Genomic DNA, 16,114 nt, shown 5'->3' on the forward strand with positions numbered 1-16,114 from the left:
GTCAGGTCCTCTCGACGAACTCCATCAGCCTCTCCCCGCTGCGCTCGAAGATCACGGCGCCCACCGCGGCACCGCCGAAGAGCACGACGACTCCGCTGATCACCCCGACCCAGAACGTCGTCGGCGCGTGCTGGTCGCCCTCCACGAGCGTCAGGCCGAACAGCCAGATCGTGGGCGTGCTCGCGAGCAGGGCGCCCACGAAGGTCAGCGCGGCGCCGTACGAGCCGTGTGCAGACGAGCGCTGCGGCTGCTGGAACGGACTGTCCCCCGGCCGCGAGACGGCGTACGGCGCGACGACCGATGCGATGCTCGACATGCCCAGCGCGGTGAGCAGAAGCGCCGCCGTCACGCCGATCAGAGGCAGCAGGAGATGCCAGTCCGAGATGACCGCGAGGGTGACGGAGATGGCGATCGCGAGCACGGGGAGAGCGACGAGCAGCACGGGCACGAGTCGGCCGAGCCGATCGGGCAGTCCGCGCACGCCGCTGGCGATGTGCATCCACAGTGCCGTGGAATCGTAGGCGGCGTCGTTGTGCGGCAGCCACCCGAAGAACAGCGCCATGAGCGGAACCGGAACGAGGGCGGCGAGCCACAGCGGCACTCCGGCCACGAGCAGAGGGAACACCGTCAGCACGCCGGCGATCGGCACGACGAGCAGGTTCACGATGTATCGCCGGTCCCGCAGCCAGTACACGAGGCTGCGCGCGGCGATGGCGCCGAACGCGTTGGCCGGCAGCAATCCGAACCATCCCAGTCCCGACCGCTCGCGCGTCGCATAGGGGCGCTCGGATGCGGTGAGAAGCCGCCTGACCAGCAGATGCCATAGCAGCAGCATCCCGCCGATCGTCGCGACCGCGATCAGACCGCTCGCCCACGCCGCGCCCGTCTCGCCCGCGGCGAGATGGAAGAGGAACGCCTGCGGGGCTGCGAGCGGCGAGAAGCCGACGATGGCCGTCGCCGTCTGCACGGCCGGGGGCACCTGGCCGTCCCAGCGCAGCGACGCGAAGTACGCCGCGACGGGGAACGCGATGACGATCACCGGCAACGCGAACAGGATGGTCAGCTCGCGCGAGCGGCGCTCGGGCAGCAGGATCGCGCTGATGGCCATCCCTACGCGGGCGGCGAGCGCGATCGACAGCACGCCGATGGCGCCGAACAGCACAGCCGCCGCCCAGGCGACTCCGGCGTTGACGACGACGATCACGACGCACGCGGTCACGGCGATCAGGGCGAGGCTGGGTACGCTGATCAGCGAGGCCAGCGCGAGCATCCAGCCCAGTCGCCGCTCATCCAGGCCGAACGGCCAGAAACGTCGTGGATCGAGCTGATCCGGCGTGCCGGTGAGCATGGGGCCGACGAAGAACGCCAGCATCAGCGCCGCCGCGCCGAGCGCGATGACGGTGCGAGCGGTCGCCAGTGGTGCGTCGCCGAGACCGAGGACGGCTAGGCAGACGACGACGGTCGCGGCGATGGATGCCGCGAGCGCGACCGCGGCGCGAACCGCACGCTCCCCGCGCAGCGCACCGACGAGCAGCGCGACCCTCAGGCGGAGAACGTGTGCAACCACTCGAGTCCCTCCACTTCGCCGCCGGTGCCCGAGAGCTCGATGAATCGCTGGGTCAGCGTCTGACCCGCGCGGACCTCGTCGATCGTCCCCTCGGCGAGCACCTCTCCGCCCACGATCACGGCCACGCGCGAGCACACCCGCTCGACGAGATCCATTCCGTGGCTGGAGAGGATGACCGTTCCGCCGTGTGCGACGTACGACCGCAGGATGTCGAGGATCACACCCGACGAGACCGGATCGACGGCCTCGAACGGCTCGTCGAGCACGAGGACGCGCGGCGAGTGGATCAGTGCTCCGGCCAGCATCACCTTCTTGGTCATTCCGGCCGAGTAGTCCGAGACGACGCGGCTCAGCGCCTCGCTGAGATCGAACGCGCGGGCGAGGTCGGCGGTGCGCTTCTCGATGACGGCGCGGTCGAGCCCGCGCAGCTGTCCGTAGTAGTACAGCAGCTGGCGTCCGGTGAGCCGGTCGAAGGTGCGCAGCCGGTCGGGCAGCACGCCCATGACCCGCTTGGCGTCGAGGGGCTTCTCACGCTGATCGATTCCGCTGATGTGCACGGTGCCCGCGTCCGGTCGCAGCAGGCCCGCGATGATCGACAGCGTGGTGGTCTTGCCTGCGCCGTTCGGGCCGACGAGGCCGTAGAACGATCCGGCCGGAACGGTCAGGTCGACATCGTCGACCGCGACGGAGTCGCCGAAGCGCTTCACCAGACCGCGGATGCGGATGGCCTCGCCTGCCGGCGCGTCTCCGTCCGGGTCGGCGACGACCAGATCAGCCACGGCCGGGTCGGCGACGACCAGATCAGCCACGGCCGGGTCAGCCACGGCCGAATCGGCGACGGCCGGGTCCGCGACGGCGCTCGAGATCACCTCGTCTGGTGTTGCAGATTCGGTCGCGGCGGAATCTGCTGCCGAAGCATCGGGTGCCGGGGTGGTCGGTGCCTGGTCTCCCGGCTCGACGACGACGGCAGAACCTGCCTCTCCACGGCGCGGTGGGCGGGCCTCCGCCAGCTCTGCGCTGTTCGATGCGGCGACCAGCCGACGCACGGGCTCGGCGTCGAGAGCGATGACCGCATCGGACGTGATCTCGGGCACCGGCGGGGCGGAATCGGCGACCGCGCCGTCGGTCCCCGGTGTCGAAGCGGATGCCGTCTTCGCGCGTGCCTTCGTCACCGGGGGCTTCGCTGTCGATGCAGGCGCCGCGCCGGAGGACGACGTCGATGTGGACGCCTTCGTCGGGGATGCCGCGGTGGACGGCGTCGTGGCAGATGTCTTCGCCGCGCTCGTGGTCTTCGCAGCGGTCGCCTTGGCTGCGGTCGACTTCGCAGCGGCCGACTTCGCCTTCGCAGCCGTGGTCTTCGTCGCCGTGGTCTTCGCAGCCGTCGTCTTCGCCGCGGTCGACTTCGCCTTCGCAGCCGTGGTCTTCGTCGCCGCCGTCTTGGCCGCCGTCGCCTTCGCAGCCGTCGCCTTCGCCGCCGCCGTCTTCGCCGCCGCCGTCTTCGCCGCCGCCGTCGCCTTCGCCGCGGTGGTCTTCGCCGGAGCGGCAGCGCTCTCCTCGAGCGCCCCCTCCTGTTCCGCGCCCACGGGATCGGCGGGCGCCGACTTCTTCGCGGCGGCAGCGGCAGCGGTCTGGGCCTTCTTCGCTGTCTCGGCCCGCTTCGCCGCCGCGGTCTTGGTCGCCGTCGTCCGAGCGGCGGTCGTACGACTCGCCGTCTTCGCGGCCGCTCCCGTGGTGGACGCCTTCTTCACAGCCGCCGCACGGCCGGCATCCGCCTCTGCCGCCTTCTTCGCCGCGGCGGACTTCGAGGCCGCCGACGTCGCTGCCGCCTTCTTGACGGCGGCCGTCTTGGCAGCGGCGGCACCCGGGCTGCTGGCGGCCTTGCGGGGCGCGCGCGCGGGCTTCTTCGGCTCGGCCGACGGCTCGGCCGCAGCGTCGCTCGACCTCGTCGTGTCGTCGATGCGGGCATCTTCGGGATCAAGCGGAGCAGTCACGCGTCTACGGTACCAACCGCCCCTGACAGGCCCCCGGCGGCCGAAACCGGGAGACATCGCGAACGCAACCCCCTTGTGGGACTCTGGGAGAAACGTGTGCAATCGATCACGAAAGGACAACGGGACAGCCTTCCCCCGGCGACTCTCAGCGGCTATCGGTAGCATTGCGGAGGCACGAAGAGGTGTCCCGTCGGTGAACCGACAGTGAACACCGTTCTTTCTTAGGAGATTCCGTGACTCTTCAGACCGTCATCCTCGCAGCCGGAATGGGCTCGCGCCTCGGCCGCGCCCTGCCGAAGCCGCTCACCGAGCTGAGCGACGGCCGCACGATCATGGGCCAGCAGCACGACAATATCCGCGCGGCCTTCGGCAAGAGCGCCCGCATCACGACCGTCGTCGGCTACCGCGCCGAGACGATCATCGAGGCCTTCCCCACCGCGAACTACGTGCACAACGAGCGCTACGACGTGACCAACACGTCCAAGAGCCTGCTGCGCGCGCTGAACGCCACCGGCAAGAGCGGCGTGCTCTGGATGAACGGCGACGTCGTGTTCGATCCGCGCATCCTCGGCCGTGCCATCGAGTTCATCGAGCGCGACCAGTCGTTCGTCACCGTCAACACCTCGAAGGTGAGCGACGAAGAGGTGAAGTACACCGTCACCGCTGAGGGCTACATCAACGAGCTCTCGAAGACGGTCAAGGGCGGCCTCGGCGAAGCGGTCGGCATCAACTACATCTCGTCGCGCGACAAGAAGGCGTTCATGCGTCAGCTGCAGCGCGTCGAGGACCAGGACTACTTCGAGCGCGGTCTCGAGCTCGCCATCGCCGAGGACGGCCTGCTTCTCGAGCCGATGGACGTCTCGGATCTGTACGCGGTCGAGGTCGACTTCGCTGAGGACCTGGAGCGCGCGAACCTCTTCGTGTGACCCACACGCATGCGTGAAGCCCCGCCCCTGTCAAGGGGAGCGGGGCTTCAGGCATTCTTACGGGCGTGGCGCATAGGATCGCCGCATGCGTGAGAAGGTCCACAAGATCCACTCGCTCCCCGAGGACTCCCCCTGGGACAAGCCCGTGCCACCCGTCGGGTCGCACGAGCACCCGCTCAGCGTGCGCAGCCTGGATCGGGTGATGGCCGTGCAGCGTCCGCTGGTCGTGGCGCACATCCGCAGCATCCGCCGGCGCCATCCCGACGCGACCCCCGAGCAGATCGTGCGCGCGCTCGAGGCTCGCTACCTCGCCGCTGTCACGGCCGGCGGGGCGGCGGTCGGCGCGACCGCGGTCGTGCCGGGCATCGGCACGGGCGTCACGCTGGCGCTGTCCGGTGTCGAGACCATCGGCTTCATGGAGTCGACAGCGCTGTTCGCGCAATCGATCGCCGAGGTGCATGGCATCGCGGTCGACAATCCCGAACGTGCGCGCGCGCTGGTCATGATGCTGATGCTCGGCAAGGAGGGCGTCGATCTCGTCTCCCAGCTCGCGCGGCAGGCGACCGGCACCGGCGGAACCCGTTCGTCGTACTGGGGTGAGATGGTGACGAAGTCGCTGCCGCGCGCGGCGATGGGACCGATCGTCGACCGATTGAAGTCCGCGTTCATCCGCCAGTTCGCCAAGCGCGGCGGGGCGTCCATCATCGGCAAGGCGCTGCCGTTCGGCGTCGGTGCGGTGGTGGGCGGCGCCGGGAATCACCTTCTCGGGCGGCGGGTGCTGACGACCTCGCGACGCGCTTTCGGCGCCGCTCCCGCGACGCTCCCGGCGGAACTCGAGCCGTCGCCGGCGGGCGAGAAGATCGAGATCCGGATGCTGAACGGCGCACGGTTCATCGGATCGAAGCTCCGTCGCACTCCGCGAGGGGTCGAGCCGCCCTCCGACATCTCCGCCACAGACGGCGAGTGAGACGAGACTCTCCACAGATCGGGAATCGTCGTCTGCCGCGACGTCGGGGCGTCTGAGCTCATTCCTACCGTGGCGGGATGCTGCACCCCATCGATCCCGCTGAGCCCACACCACCGATCGCGTACGGCGTGCCGTGGGTGATCACCCGTCGCGACCGTGCGCACCCGGTCGTGCTCAACGCCGGCCGCGAGCCGGTCGACTTCGTACGCGTCTTCCGCGACGACGTCGACCACCAGCAGGTCGTCGACCTGTGGGGTCAGGTGCTGCCTGGCGAGACCGTCGAGCTGTGCCTGTGCTCCTCCGACCCCGACGAAGCGGTGGTGTCGATCGCCTGGTTCCGGCAGCTGGACGGGCTGGAGTACCTGTGGCGATTCGTCGTGTGACGCCGTCGGTCACCGCTCGTCGCGGCGGCGCAGCTCCCTGCGGAAGTCCGACTCGGAGTACGGCTTGACGTTCTCGGGCAGGTCGGCGGCGGTGAGCCCGTCGACGAAGGTCGCCGGCTCGACCTCGAGCGCAGTCGCCAGCTGGATCAGCACGAACAGCGTCGGGTTTCCGATTCCGCTCTCGATCCGAGCGAGGTGAGAGACATCCATGTCTGCGCGCTCGGCCAGCTTCGCTCTGCTGATCGTATGCTTCGCACGCAGCTCCCGTACCCGCATCCCCACCTTCTCGGATGCCTGCGACCGGGCGGCTTTCATCCCTCCAGCATCCTGGCGCGGCGCATGGCGACCGCATGCATGTGCACATGGGCTTTTATGCCTGCTCGGGGCACTCGTGCACGAGAGCGTTCAGTCCGAAGAGAGGACCATCGCCTGAGCCGGCCCGACCTGACGCGGCAGGCTCACTCCCCCGGCAGCGCCAGTACGGTCTGCACGAGGAGGTCGGCCACGGCATCCGCGTCGATGCCCAGAGCCACCTGCGAGCGCGACCACGCGTCATCGAGACCGTGCAGCCGGTCCTCACCCGCGAAGGCGCGGCGATCCACGATCGTCTGCCCGCGGCTGTAACCGCTCAGCTCGACGCGCACCGGCAGCGCCTCGAACCGCACCAGCTCGGGCGCCACCAGCGCGCACACCGCGCCCGCGTCGCCGATCAGCCCGGTGTACATCAACGACTCGTCCTCGCTCAGCGCCACCCGATGCCCGAGCAGCTGCCCGACGACGCGACCGACGCGATGCGAGCTCGACGCGAGCTCGTCGGCGAGCGCCTGCGGCACCGCCACCCGATTGAACACGTCCAGACCGTACATGACGGTCGGCACCCCGGCATCCAGCACGATCGCGGCAGCCTCGGGGTCGTGCCAGACGTTGAACTCCGCCAGTGCCGTCGCGTTGCCGACGCTCGCCGACCCGCCCATGAACACGATCCGCTCGATCCGCTCCGCCACCTCCGGGTGGGTGCGAAGCAGCAGCGCGAGATTCGTCTGCGGTGCCAGCGCGACGAGTGTGACGGGCGTGGGATGCTGCATGATCAGCCGACGCATCAGCGCGACGGCCGACTCGCCGACGGCATCCCGCCCACTCGCGGGCAGGGCAACGCCACCCAGTCCGTCCGCCCCGTGCACGTGCGAGGCCGCCCGCGCCGGCGCGAGCAGCGGTCGCGGGGCGCCGCCTGCCACCGGCACATCGGAGGCGTCGGCGAGATGCAGCACCCGCAGCGTGTTCTCGACCACCTGCTCGAGCCCGGCGTTGCCGGCGACACAGGTGACGCCGAGCACCTCGATGTCGGGATGGGCTGCGGCGAAGAGCAGGGCGAGGGCGTCGTCGATGCCGGTGTCGACATCCATGATCACGGGGATGGGCATGCTGACGAGCATACGCAGGGAAGGACAAAGGAACTCCGCTCCCGTTGTGTCGAGCATCCAACAGCCGAACCGGCCCCGGCGCTAGTGTGGAATCCGTGACGGACACGCCAGACCTCTCGACCACGGCCGCCAAGATCGCGGACCTCCGCTCGCGCTTCACCGACGCGGTCCTCGAGCCCGAGAAGATCGCCCAGCAGAAGCAGCACGCCAAGGGCAAGATGACCGCCCGCGAGCGCATCGAGCTCCTGGTCGACACCGGCAGCTTCGTCGAGTTCGACGAGTACGTGCGCCACCGCACGACGTCGTTCGGGATGGACCGCAACCGCCCGTACGGCGACTCGGTCGTCACCGGCGTCGCGACGATCCACGGCCGCACCGTCGCGGTGTACTCGCAGGACTTCACCACCTTCGGCGGTTCGCTCGGCGAGGTCGCCGGCGACAAGATCATCAAGATCATGGAGTTCGCCCTGAAGGGCGGGATGCCGATCATCGGCATCCTCGACTCGGGCGGAGCCCGCATCCAGGAGGGCGTGCTCGCGCTCAGCAAGTACGGCGAGATCTTCCGGCACAACACGCGCTCGTCCGGCGTCATCCCGCAGATCTCGATCATCATGGGTCCGGCCGCCGGCGGCGCCGTGTACGGCCCGGCTCTCACCGACTTCGTCATCATGGTCGACAAGACCAGCCAGATGTTCGTCACCGGCCCCGACGTCATCAAGACCGTCACCGGCGAGGACGTGGGCATGGAGGAGCTCGGCGGCGCGCTCACGCACAACACCCGCTCGGGCGTCGCGCACTACCTCGCCGAGGACGAGGACGACGCCCTCGACTACGCGCGCACGCTGCTCAGCTACCTGCCCGACAACAACATGGCCGAGATCCCCGCCTACGACTCGCTCTTCGAGTGGGAGACGACGGATGCCGATCAGGTGCTGAACAGGATCATCCCCGACTCCCCCAACCAGCCCTACGACATCCACACCGTCATCCAGCACGTGGTCGACGCCGGCGAGTTCCTCGAGGTGCAGCCGCTGTTCGCGCCGAACATCGTCATCGGCTTCGGCCGCGTGGAGGGTCGCTCGGTGGGCATCATCGCCAATCAGCCCTCGCAGATGGCCGGCACCCTGAACATCGAGGCCGGCGAGAAGGCCAGCCGCTTCGTGCGCTTCTGCGACGCGTTCTCGATCCCGATCGTCACCCTCGTCGACGTGCCGGGCTACCTGCCCGGCACCGACCAGGAGTGGACCGGTGTGATCCGCCGCGGTGCGAAGCTCATCTACGCGTACGCGGAGGCGACCGTGCCGATGGTCACCGTGATCCTGCGCAAGGCGTACGGCGGCGCGTACATCGTGATGGGATCCAAGCAGCTCGGTGCCGACGTGAATCTCGCGTGGCCGACGGCAGAGATCGCGGTGATGGGCGGCCAGGGCGCCGTGAACATCCTCTACCGCGGCGAGATCCGCAAGGCCGAGGAGGCCGGCGAGGACGTCGCGGCCGTGCGCACGCGCCTCGCCAACGAGTACACCTACAGCGTGACCAGCCCGTTCCTGGCCGCCGAGCGCGGCGAGATCGACGGCATCATCGAACCGTCCAGCACACGCGTCGCGATCGCGAAGTCGCTGCGCGCCCTGCGCGGCAAGCGGGCCGACCTGCCGCCCAAGAAGCACGGGAACATCCCGCTGTGACCGACGACGACCAGACCCCCCGGATGGAGATCGTCCGCGGCAACCCGACCGAGGAGGAGCTCGCCGCCCTCATCGCCGTCGTCGCCGAGGCGTACTCCCACGAGTCCGCCGAGGCGGTCGCCGATGTGCCGAGCGTGTCGGCGTGGCAGCGCACGCAGCGCGGCATCCGCAGCCCGCTGCGGCGTGACATCCCGTGGGGGCGGTTCTCGGGCTGACCCCGCTCTCGGGCCGGCCGTGGTCTCCCGGGCTGCGGCTGTGACGGATGCCGGGCGGTTTGTCCCCCGAAATACCTACAGACAGACCATCTGCGGGCCGAGAAACTGATAGGGACGCTTCGCGTTAGGCGGCTGCTCTGTCCCCAGGGTAGGCAGACGCAGTACCGCCCACCCCGCGGACAGTTTTCGGGTAGCTGTTCCGCATCTGGCGAGGGGCCGGCAGACCTGCCGCCCCTCGCCTCTCTCATTCCGCGACTCGGCGGATCTCGTGCCAGAGGTCGACGGCGTCCTCGCTCTCGCCGTCGGCGCTGCGCCCGACCACGGTCACCGCGTTCGTGTCGTCCCGGCCGGCTCGGATGATGACTCGATCGGAGTGCGCGCTGGCCAGTACGGCCGCGAGCTCATCCCTGATCTGCCCGGCCCGCTCCTCGTCGATGCCCTCCAGCCCGCCTTCGTCGAACACGGAGACGACCGATCCGCGCCGCCGCGCATCCTTGATCATCGACCTGACGGCGTCGTTGATGAGGCTCGCGCCGCGCAGCTCGTCGCGCAGCGTTCCCTCGGCCAGACGCGCTTCCAGGCGCTCCTGCTCGGTGATCTCGCCCCTCGTCGCGACCGTGCGCGAGAGCACAGGTCCGGCGATGACCAGCGCCCGCTGCGTGCGCACCCTGCGCTCCCGCTGGCGCACGAGCTGCGAGGCGTGCCAGGCGGAGACGCCGCGCTGAACGTCCGTGAGTCGCTCGGTGTCGCGGATCGCCCTGTTCCAGAACAGCACGAGCACCTGGGCCACCACCACCCAGGTGATGGATCCGACCAGGCCGAGGGTCAGAGCCCGGTCGAGTCCCATGTACGCCCAGGTGGACAGCGCGAGGATCCCGAGGATCAGCCATCCGAAGAAGAAGCGCCGCCGCACCACGCAGACCACGCCGAGCAGGCCGGTCGCGCCGATGTACCAGGTCGCGAACGGGGCACCGCGCATCGATGCCTCCAGCGACAGGCTCACCAGGGATGGCACACCGGCGGCGGCGACGGTTGCGAGGAGAGTCGCCCCGAGCGGCATGCGCACACTGTGCGACGCGCCGGCGAGCACCGCGACGAGCATCGCAGCGAGGAACAGCAGGATCCCGGCGATCATCAGCAGCGGGTTCGACGGCTGGTCGACCCACCCGATGCCGCGCGCCGCGAAGTAGACGGCGAAGCCGAGCGCGAGAGCGGTCGTCATGCTCCGGACTGTCCGCGTCATGATTCGCGCCACCCCAGCTCGACGGTGGTGCCGGTCGAATCCGTCACGATGTTGGAGGTTCCGGCCACCGCTGCCATCCGGGCGACGATGGATGCGCGGATCCCGAGGCGATCCTCACCGATGGCGGCAAGGTCGAACCCGGGTCCGGTGTCGGAGACGGCGATGGTCAGCTGCCCTTCTTCGGGTGATTCCACGATCACGTGCAGGCCGCGGCCCTTCGCGTGCAGGACCGCATTGTTGATCGCCTGCCGCGCGGCGAGCACCATGGCACGGGCAACCCGCCCCGGAACCGCCACGGGAACACCGCGCTCTTCGACGACTGCATCGGCGCCCTGCTCCGACAGAGCACGTCTCAGCTCGGCGACGATCCTCGATCGCGCCGCAGGCTCGTCGCTGCCCTCCTGCGCGATGGCGGCCTCGGTGTTGGCCAGGCGGGTGAGAGCCTCTCGCGCCATCGCGACCGCCAGCGAGCGCTCACGTGCGCTCTCGGCGCGCTCCGCGCTGATCAGAGCCGCCAGCACGCTGTCGTGCATCAGGGCCGACATCGCCATGCGCTCCTCCTCGGCGGCCGACGCCGCCGCCGCCTCCGCGTACGTCTCGACAGCCCGCGCTCGGGCGTCGTCGACACCGGCGGCGACCTGTCGGAACATCCACCCCAGCGAGACGATCACCGATCCCAGGATGAGCGTGAACGACACGTCGAAGGCGGTCGTGATCCAGTAGCTCTGCTCGAAGCCGCCCTGCACGAGGCGAACGTATCCGTAGACGAAGGGCAGTCCGATCGCCCAGACGAACTGCAGGCGGGGCGAGAAGGCCAGCAGGGCCGCCACCACGCCGATGTTCACGAGGAAGAAGATCCACGGCTGGTTCTCGGCTTCGTTGAGCCCTCGATCGACCACGACCGGCCAGATCGCCAGAGCCACGGCGTACAGCACCGCGAACGAGCCGCACGCCTGGCTGATCCACCGGCCGGAGAAGCACGCGACGATCATCCACATCAGCGGCCCGAACACCATGACCATGACGGCCACGTGCGGTCCGTCCAGCAGGTCGATCCGGCTCAGGGCACCCAGAAGAGCCTGCGCTCCCAGCGCCGTCGAGCCGATACCGCCCACCGTGGCGAGTATCCGCTCCATCCGCTGCCCGGTGAAGCGCTCGAGACCGACACCCACCTCGCCTGGCGAGGGGAGACTGGTCCACGCCTCGCTGATCGCGTCGATGTCAGCCCTGACCTCACTCGCCACTCGGCGCACCGTCCGATTCGACGATGCCGTCTTCCATGGCACGACGCAGCAGGTCGACCTTCGTGGGCGCGGGGCGCCCCACTTCGACGTACTTCACGCGGATGCGCGTGATGTTCTCCTTCGCGGTCGAGTACGCGACCCCGAGACGCTCGGCGACGGCCTTCAGCGGCAGCCCGGCGGCGTACAGCCGCAGCACCTCGCGCTCCCTGGTCGACAGCTGCGCGTCGGCGAACTCGCGGTCGCCGTCGACGGCGCTGGCCCATTCGACGTTGTTCAGCGCCTCGCCGCGCGCGACCGTGCGGATGGCATCGAGCACGTCGCCCAGCGCCGACGACTTGCTGACCACCCCGGCGGCTCCCGCGGCGAGCGCTTCGCGCACCGAGGCCGGCCGGTCGGCGACACTGTGGATCACGACGCTCGCGCCGTCGGCGACCAGCGTCGCGACGTTCTCGGTCACGGTCGTGCCGTCACCGAGAGTGAGGTCGAGCACCACCACGTCGACGGGCGGCTCGGCGGACGTCGCCCGCCAGGTCAGGTACTCCTTGACGGTTCCGCCGGAGAAGACGACGCGCTCGCCGCCCTCGCGCAGGCATGCGGCCTCCAGGCCGAGGCGCACGGACTCGTGATCGTCGATGAGGGCGACGGTACTCATGTCGTCAGCCTACCGATTGCACGGCGGCGCGCCGTGCTCGAGCACGTCAGCGCTCGAGCAGCGCGACGGCCTCGAAGTGGTGCGAGTGCGGGAAGAGGTCGAAGGCGCGCAGCGACGCGACATCCCAGCCCAGCTCGCGGAACGTGCCGAGATCGCGCGCGAGCGCGACCGGATCGCAGGCGACGTAGACGACGGCCTCGGGGGCGAGGGCGCTGATCGCCTCGACGACCCCGCGCCCCGCCCCGGCGCGCGGCGGATCGAGCACGACGGCGCCGGCACGCGTGTCGTCGGGGATGCCGGTGAGGAAGCGGTCGACCCGCGCGGTGACCGCATGCACGTCGACGTCGGCCAGGTTGGCGGCCGCGTGCTCGGTCGCGCGGCGGTCCGACTCGACGGTGACGATGTCCTGCGCGCCCTGCTCGGCGAGTGTCGCCGCGAACAGTCCGACGCCTCCGTAGAGGTCGAAGTGCGTGGCATCCGGATCCACCCGACCGGCGAGCGCCTGGGCGACGGCGTCGTGCAGCGTCTCAGCGGCGCGCGGGTGCACCTGCCAGAATCCGGACGCATCGAGCTGGAAGCGGCGCCCGCGCACCTGCTCGAACACCACCTCGGCGCGGCCGCGACGAGCGCCCTCGGGCCGCGGCAGCACCCGCACGCGCCCGTCGCCCGCTTCCACCAGATCGACCCGGCCCGGCTTCTGCGAGCGCAGGCCGAAGGCCGCGGTCTCGACGGCGGGGCGCGCGAGGGGCAGTGTGGCGACGTCGATCACGCGATGGCTGCGGGCCGCGTACGGACCGACGCGTCCGTCGGCGTCGACGTGCAGCGAGACGCGGGTGCGCCATCCGGTGCCGTCGCCCTGATCGACCGGCTCCACGACGGGAGCGGCCAGCCCCGCGCCGGCGAACTTGTCGAGGGCCTCCTGCAGCACCTGCCACTTCAGCGCGCGCTGATGCGCGAGGTCGATGTGTCCGAGATCGGCCCCGCCCACTCGGTCCGCGGGGGCGCGGGAGATGTCGGCCTCGGCCCAGACATGGTCGCGGCGGTGCGGCGATGCGTCGAGCACCTCGAGCGTTTCGGCGCGCCAGAACCGCTTGCCGTCCTCCCCCTCGGTCACCTCGGCGCGCACCCGCTCCCCGGGGATGGCGTCGGGCACGAACACGACCCGCCCCTCGTGCCGGGCGATGAAGGTGCCGCCGTGCGCGATACCGGTGATGTCGAGGTCGAGCGTGCGGGCCGAAGAGGTCATCCCTCCAGGATCCCACACACCGCTGAGATCTCACGGGCTAGCGTGGAGGGATGCGCGTGTGCCTGGCATCCACCTCCCCCGCCCGCCTGATGCTGCTGCGGCAGGCGGGCATCGAACCGCTCATCGTGGCGCCCACGGTCGACGAGGACGCCGTCGCCGCCGCCGCGAGCGCGGAACGCGGAGCCCCGCTCGCACCGGACGAGCTGGTGCTTCTGCTCGCCAGGGCGAAGGCCTCCGATGTCGCGGGGCGCATCCACGCCGAGCATCCGCGCTTCGACGGCATCGTGATCGGCGGCGACTCGATGTTCGCCATCGGAGGGCAGGTGCACGGCAAGCCGTACACGCCGGAGGCGGCATACGAGCGCTGGCAGCAGATGCGCGGCGCCACCGGCATCCTGCACTCCGGTCACTCGGTCTTCCGCGTCGGACCCGACCGCGAGCCGGTGGAGGCGACGGCCGTCGCCGAGGCTGCGGTCACCTTCGCCGACGATGTGACGGATGCCGAGCTGGCGGCGTACATCGACAGCGGCGAGCCGCTGCACGTGGCGGGCGCGTTCACGGTCGACAGTCTCGGCGGGCCGTTCATCACGCGGGTCGAGGGCGACCCGTCGACGGTGGTGGGCATGTCGCTGTCGACACTGCGCCGCCTGGCGCGCGAGCTCGACGTCGTCTGGACCGATTTGTGGTCGCAGTCCTAACGGATTGCCGTATTTCTTGTGGAGAGTCGTCAAAAGGATCGGCGTCGACCTCGCTAGGCTGAAGCCCATGCCTGATATCGCCAAGGTGCTCATCGCGAACCGCGGCGAGATCGCCGTACGCATCATCCGCGCCGCCCGGGACTCCGGAATCTCCTCCGTCGCCGTGTACGCCGACCAGGATCGCGACGCCCTGCACGCGCGTCTCGCCGACGAGGCCTACAGCCTCGACGGGGTCACGAGCGCAGCGACCTACCTGCAGATCGACAAGATCCTCTCCGTGGCTCGTCGCGCCGGCGCCGACGCCGTGCACCCGGGATACGGGTTCCTGGCCGAGAACGCCGAGTTCGCGCGCGCCGTCATCGGCGCGGGGATGACGTGGATCGGCCCATCGCCCGAGGCCATCGAGGCGCTCGGCGACAAGGTGACCGCCCGTCACGTCGCAGAGAAGGTCGGCGCACCGCTGGCCCCCGGCACCCCCGGACCGGTCGACGGCGCAGACGACGTCATCGCCTTCGCGAAGGAGCACGGCCTGCCGATCGCCATCAAGGCGGCATACGGCGGCGGCGGGCGCGGTCTCAAGGTCGCGCGCGAGCTCGACGAGGTCGCCGAGCTCTTCGAGTCGGCGACGCGCGAGGCGGTCGCCGCGTTCGGCCGTGGCGAGTGCTTCGTCGAGAAGTACCTCGACAAGCCGCGCCACGTCGAGACGCAGTGCCTTGCGGATGCCGAGGGCAACGTCGTCGTCATCTCGACCCGCGACTGCTCGCTGCAGCGACGTCACCAGAAGCTCGTCGAGGAGGCGCCGGCGCCCTTCCTCACCGACGAGCAGAACGAGCTGCTGTACTCCGCGTCGAAGGCCATCCTCAAGGAGGTCGGCTACGTCGGCGCGGGCACCTGCGAGTTCCTCATCGGCGCTGACGGCACGGTCTCGTTCCTCGAGGTGAACACCCGCCTGCAGGTCGAGCACCCGGTGTCCGAGGAGGTCACCGGAATCGATCTCGTGCGCGAGCAGTTCCGCATCGCCGCCGGCGGCACCATCGACTACGACGACCCGGCGCCGCAGGGCCACTCGATCGAGTTCCGCATCAACGGCGAGGACCCGGGTCGCGGCTTCCTCCCCCAACCCGGCCCGATCAACGTCTTCAAGACGTTCGGCGGTCCCGGCATCCGTCTCGACTCCGGCGTCACGGCAGGCGACGCCGTCTCGGGCGCCTTCGACTCGCTGCTGGCGAAGATCATCGTCACCGGCCGCGACCGCGCCGAGGCCCTCGAGCGCTCCCGTCGGGCGCTCGACGAGTTCGAGGTGGCCGGCATGCCGACCGTGCTCCCGTTCCACCGCAAGGTCGTCCGGGACCCGGCGTTCGTCGCCGCCGACGGCGGGTTCGGCGTGTACACGCGCTGGATCGAGACCGAGTTCGTCAACGACATCCCCGCGTGGGACGGCGAGCTCGACGAGCCCGCCCCCGCGCCCGGCCGTCACACCGTCGTCGTCGAGGTCGCCGGCAAGCGCCTCGAGGTGAGCCTTCCCGACCGCGTCGTCGCCCCCGTCGCGGGAACCGCCGGCCGTCCGGCGGCGGTTCCGCCGTCGCGACGCAGCCACACCGCCACCGCGAACGCCGGGGCGTCGGGCGATGCCGTCAAGTCGCCCATGCAGGCGACCGTCGTCAAGCTCGCCGTCGAAGAGGGCCAGCACGTCGTCAAGGGCGACCTCGTGGTCGTGCTCGAGGCGATGAAGATGGAGCAGCCGCTGCAGGCGCACAAGGACGGCGTCGTCGGCGCCATCGACGCCACCCCCGGTACGACCGTCTCGGCCGGGCATCAGCTGCTGACGATCAGCTGACCCGCACCCGATGCACAGAAGGCGCGTCCCGATCCCGGG

At 70.1% G+C, this 16,114-nt stretch carries 15 protein-coding genes; 7 read left to right on the forward strand and 8 right to left on the reverse strand.

Features of this window, described 5'->3' with window-relative positions:
- Window position 1: 1 nt before the first annotated feature.
- Window positions 2–1,567 carry a hypothetical protein gene (locus AB0O65_RS12805; protein WP_071640712.1) on the reverse strand — a complete coding sequence of 522 codons (1,566 nt, stop codon included), beginning with the start codon at window positions 1,565–1,567 and terminating at the stop codon, window positions 2–4.
- The gene (locus AB0O65_RS12810; RefSeq protein ID WP_363385612.1) at window positions 1,543–3,558 is read right to left on the reverse strand and encodes an ATP-binding cassette domain-containing protein; all 2,016 of its coding nucleotides are present in this window, start codon (window positions 3,556–3,558) and stop codon (window positions 1,543–1,545) included. Before AB0O65_RS12810 ends, AB0O65_RS12805 begins: the two co-directional genes overlap by 25 nt.
- 233 nt (window positions 3,559–3,791) lie before the next feature.
- Here AB0O65_RS12810 and AB0O65_RS12815 point away from each other — a divergent pair, with 233 nt between their 5' ends.
- From AB0O65_RS12815 to AB0O65_RS12825, 3 genes are all read left to right on the forward strand, one after another.
- On the forward strand, window positions 3,792–4,484 hold the full coding sequence (locus AB0O65_RS12815) for an NTP transferase domain-containing protein (RefSeq protein WP_071640708.1): 693 nt from the start codon (window positions 3,792–3,794) through the stop codon (window positions 4,482–4,484).
- 85 nt (window positions 4,485–4,569) lie between these two features.
- Window positions 4,570–5,451 (forward strand): hypothetical protein, encoded by an 882-nt coding sequence (locus AB0O65_RS12820; protein WP_071640706.1) that lies wholly within the window; start codon window positions 4,570–4,572, stop codon window positions 5,449–5,451.
- A 77-nt stretch (window positions 5,452–5,528) separates the two neighbouring features.
- Window positions 5,529–5,834: a hypothetical protein gene (locus AB0O65_RS12825; protein ID WP_071640704.1), complete on the forward strand. Its 306-nt coding sequence runs from the start codon at window positions 5,529–5,531 to the stop codon at window positions 5,832–5,834.
- A gap of 9 nt (window positions 5,835–5,843) precedes the next feature.
- Here the strand turns inward: AB0O65_RS12825 and AB0O65_RS12830 are convergent, their stop codons facing one another.
- Window positions 5,844–6,149, reverse strand: a complete 306-nt coding sequence (locus AB0O65_RS12830) for a helix-turn-helix transcriptional regulator (protein ID WP_191713182.1) — start codon at window positions 6,147–6,149, stop codon at window positions 5,844–5,846.
- Window positions 6,150–6,292: 143 nt separating this feature from the next.
- Complete coding sequence (locus AB0O65_RS12835; RefSeq protein WP_363385617.1) at window positions 6,293–7,255, reverse strand: nucleoside hydrolase; 963 nt, start codon at window positions 7,253–7,255, stop codon at window positions 6,293–6,295.
- A gap of 86 nt (window positions 7,256–7,341) precedes the next feature.
- Here AB0O65_RS12835 and AB0O65_RS12840 point away from each other — a divergent pair, with 86 nt between their 5' ends.
- The gene (locus AB0O65_RS12840) at window positions 7,342–8,940 is read left to right on the forward strand and encodes an acyl-CoA carboxylase subunit beta (protein ID WP_071640700.1); all 1,599 of its coding nucleotides are present in this window, start codon (window positions 7,342–7,344) and stop codon (window positions 8,938–8,940) included.
- A 23-nt stretch (window positions 8,941–8,963) separates the two neighbouring features.
- Window positions 8,964–9,155: an acyl-CoA carboxylase subunit epsilon gene (locus AB0O65_RS12845; RefSeq protein WP_071640753.1), complete on the forward strand. Its 192-nt coding sequence runs from the start codon at window positions 8,964–8,966 to the stop codon at window positions 9,153–9,155.
- A gap of 244 nt (window positions 9,156–9,399) precedes the next feature.
- Here AB0O65_RS12845 and AB0O65_RS12850 read toward each other — a convergent pair whose 3' ends face one another.
- From AB0O65_RS12850 to AB0O65_RS12865, 4 genes are read right to left on the reverse strand one after another with little or no spacing between them, the layout of a single operon-like run.
- Complete coding sequence (locus AB0O65_RS12850) at window positions 9,400–10,377, reverse strand: hypothetical protein (protein WP_225211410.1); 978 nt, start codon at window positions 10,375–10,377, stop codon at window positions 9,400–9,402.
- A gap of 17 nt (window positions 10,378–10,394) precedes the next feature.
- On the reverse strand, window positions 10,395–11,642 hold the full coding sequence (locus tag AB0O65_RS12855; protein WP_313480417.1) for an ATP-binding protein: 1,248 nt from the start codon (window positions 11,640–11,642) through the stop codon (window positions 10,395–10,397).
- Complete coding sequence (locus AB0O65_RS12860; protein WP_071640696.1) at window positions 11,632–12,294, reverse strand: response regulator transcription factor; 663 nt, start codon at window positions 12,292–12,294, stop codon at window positions 11,632–11,634. The genes AB0O65_RS12855 and AB0O65_RS12860 overlap by 11 nt, the downstream gene beginning before the upstream one ends.
- Window positions 12,295–12,340: 46 nt before the next feature.
- Window positions 12,341–13,540: a TRAM domain-containing protein gene (locus tag AB0O65_RS12865; RefSeq protein WP_071640694.1), complete on the reverse strand. Its 1,200-nt coding sequence runs from the start codon at window positions 13,538–13,540 to the stop codon at window positions 12,341–12,343.
- Window positions 13,541–13,590: 50 nt separating this feature from the next.
- Here AB0O65_RS12865 and AB0O65_RS12870 point away from each other — a divergent pair, with 50 nt between their 5' ends.
- On the forward strand, window positions 13,591–14,238 hold the full coding sequence (locus AB0O65_RS12870; protein WP_313480415.1) for a Maf family protein: 648 nt from the start codon (window positions 13,591–13,593) through the stop codon (window positions 14,236–14,238).
- Between the two features lie 67 nt (window positions 14,239–14,305).
- The gene (locus tag AB0O65_RS12875; RefSeq protein WP_313480414.1) at window positions 14,306–16,075 is read left to right on the forward strand and encodes a biotin carboxylase N-terminal domain-containing protein; all 1,770 of its coding nucleotides are present in this window, start codon (window positions 14,306–14,308) and stop codon (window positions 16,073–16,075) included.
- The last annotated feature ends 39 nt before the right edge of the window (window positions 16,076–16,114 follow it).

Source organism: Microbacterium sp. NPDC077391 (assembly GCF_040686955.1).
In the GTDB taxonomy this organism is placed as follows: domain Bacteria; phylum Actinomycetota; class Actinomycetes; order Actinomycetales; family Microbacteriaceae; genus Microbacterium; species Microbacterium commune.

Excerpts from the sequence above, each read along its gene's own strand:
- AB0O65_RS12820 (WP_071640706.1), top strand. The coding sequence starts at position 4,570 with ATGCGTGAGAAGGTCCACAAGATCCACTCGCTCCCCGAGGACTCCCCC.
- AB0O65_RS12825 (WP_071640704.1), top strand. The coding sequence starts at position 5,529 with ATGCTGCACCCCATCGATCCCGCTGAGCCCACACCACCGATCGCGTAC.
- AB0O65_RS12830 (WP_191713182.1), bottom strand. The coding sequence starts at position 6,149 with ATGAAAGCCGCCCGGTCGCAGGCATCCGAGAAGGTGGGGATGCGGGTA.
- AB0O65_RS12835 (WP_363385617.1), bottom strand. The coding sequence starts at position 7,255 with ATGCCCATCCCCGTGATCATGGATGTCGACACCGGCATCGACGACGCC.
- AB0O65_RS12845 (WP_071640753.1), top strand. The coding sequence starts at position 8,964 with ATGGAGATCGTCCGCGGCAACCCGACCGAGGAGGAGCTCGCCGCCCTC.
- AB0O65_RS12850 (WP_225211410.1), bottom strand. The coding sequence starts at position 10,377 with ATGACGACCGCTCTCGCGCTCGGCTTCGCCGTCTACTTCGCGGCGCGC.
- AB0O65_RS12860 (WP_071640696.1), bottom strand. The coding sequence starts at position 12,294 with ATGAGTACCGTCGCCCTCATCGACGATCACGAGTCCGTGCGCCTCGGC.
- AB0O65_RS12865 (WP_071640694.1), bottom strand. The coding sequence starts at position 13,540 with ATGACCTCTTCGGCCCGCACGCTCGACCTCGACATCACCGGTATCGCG.
- AB0O65_RS12870 (WP_313480415.1), top strand. The coding sequence starts at position 13,591 with ATGCGCGTGTGCCTGGCATCCACCTCCCCCGCCCGCCTGATGCTGCTG.
- AB0O65_RS12875 (WP_313480414.1), top strand. The coding sequence starts at position 14,306 with ATGCCTGATATCGCCAAGGTGCTCATCGCGAACCGCGGCGAGATCGCC.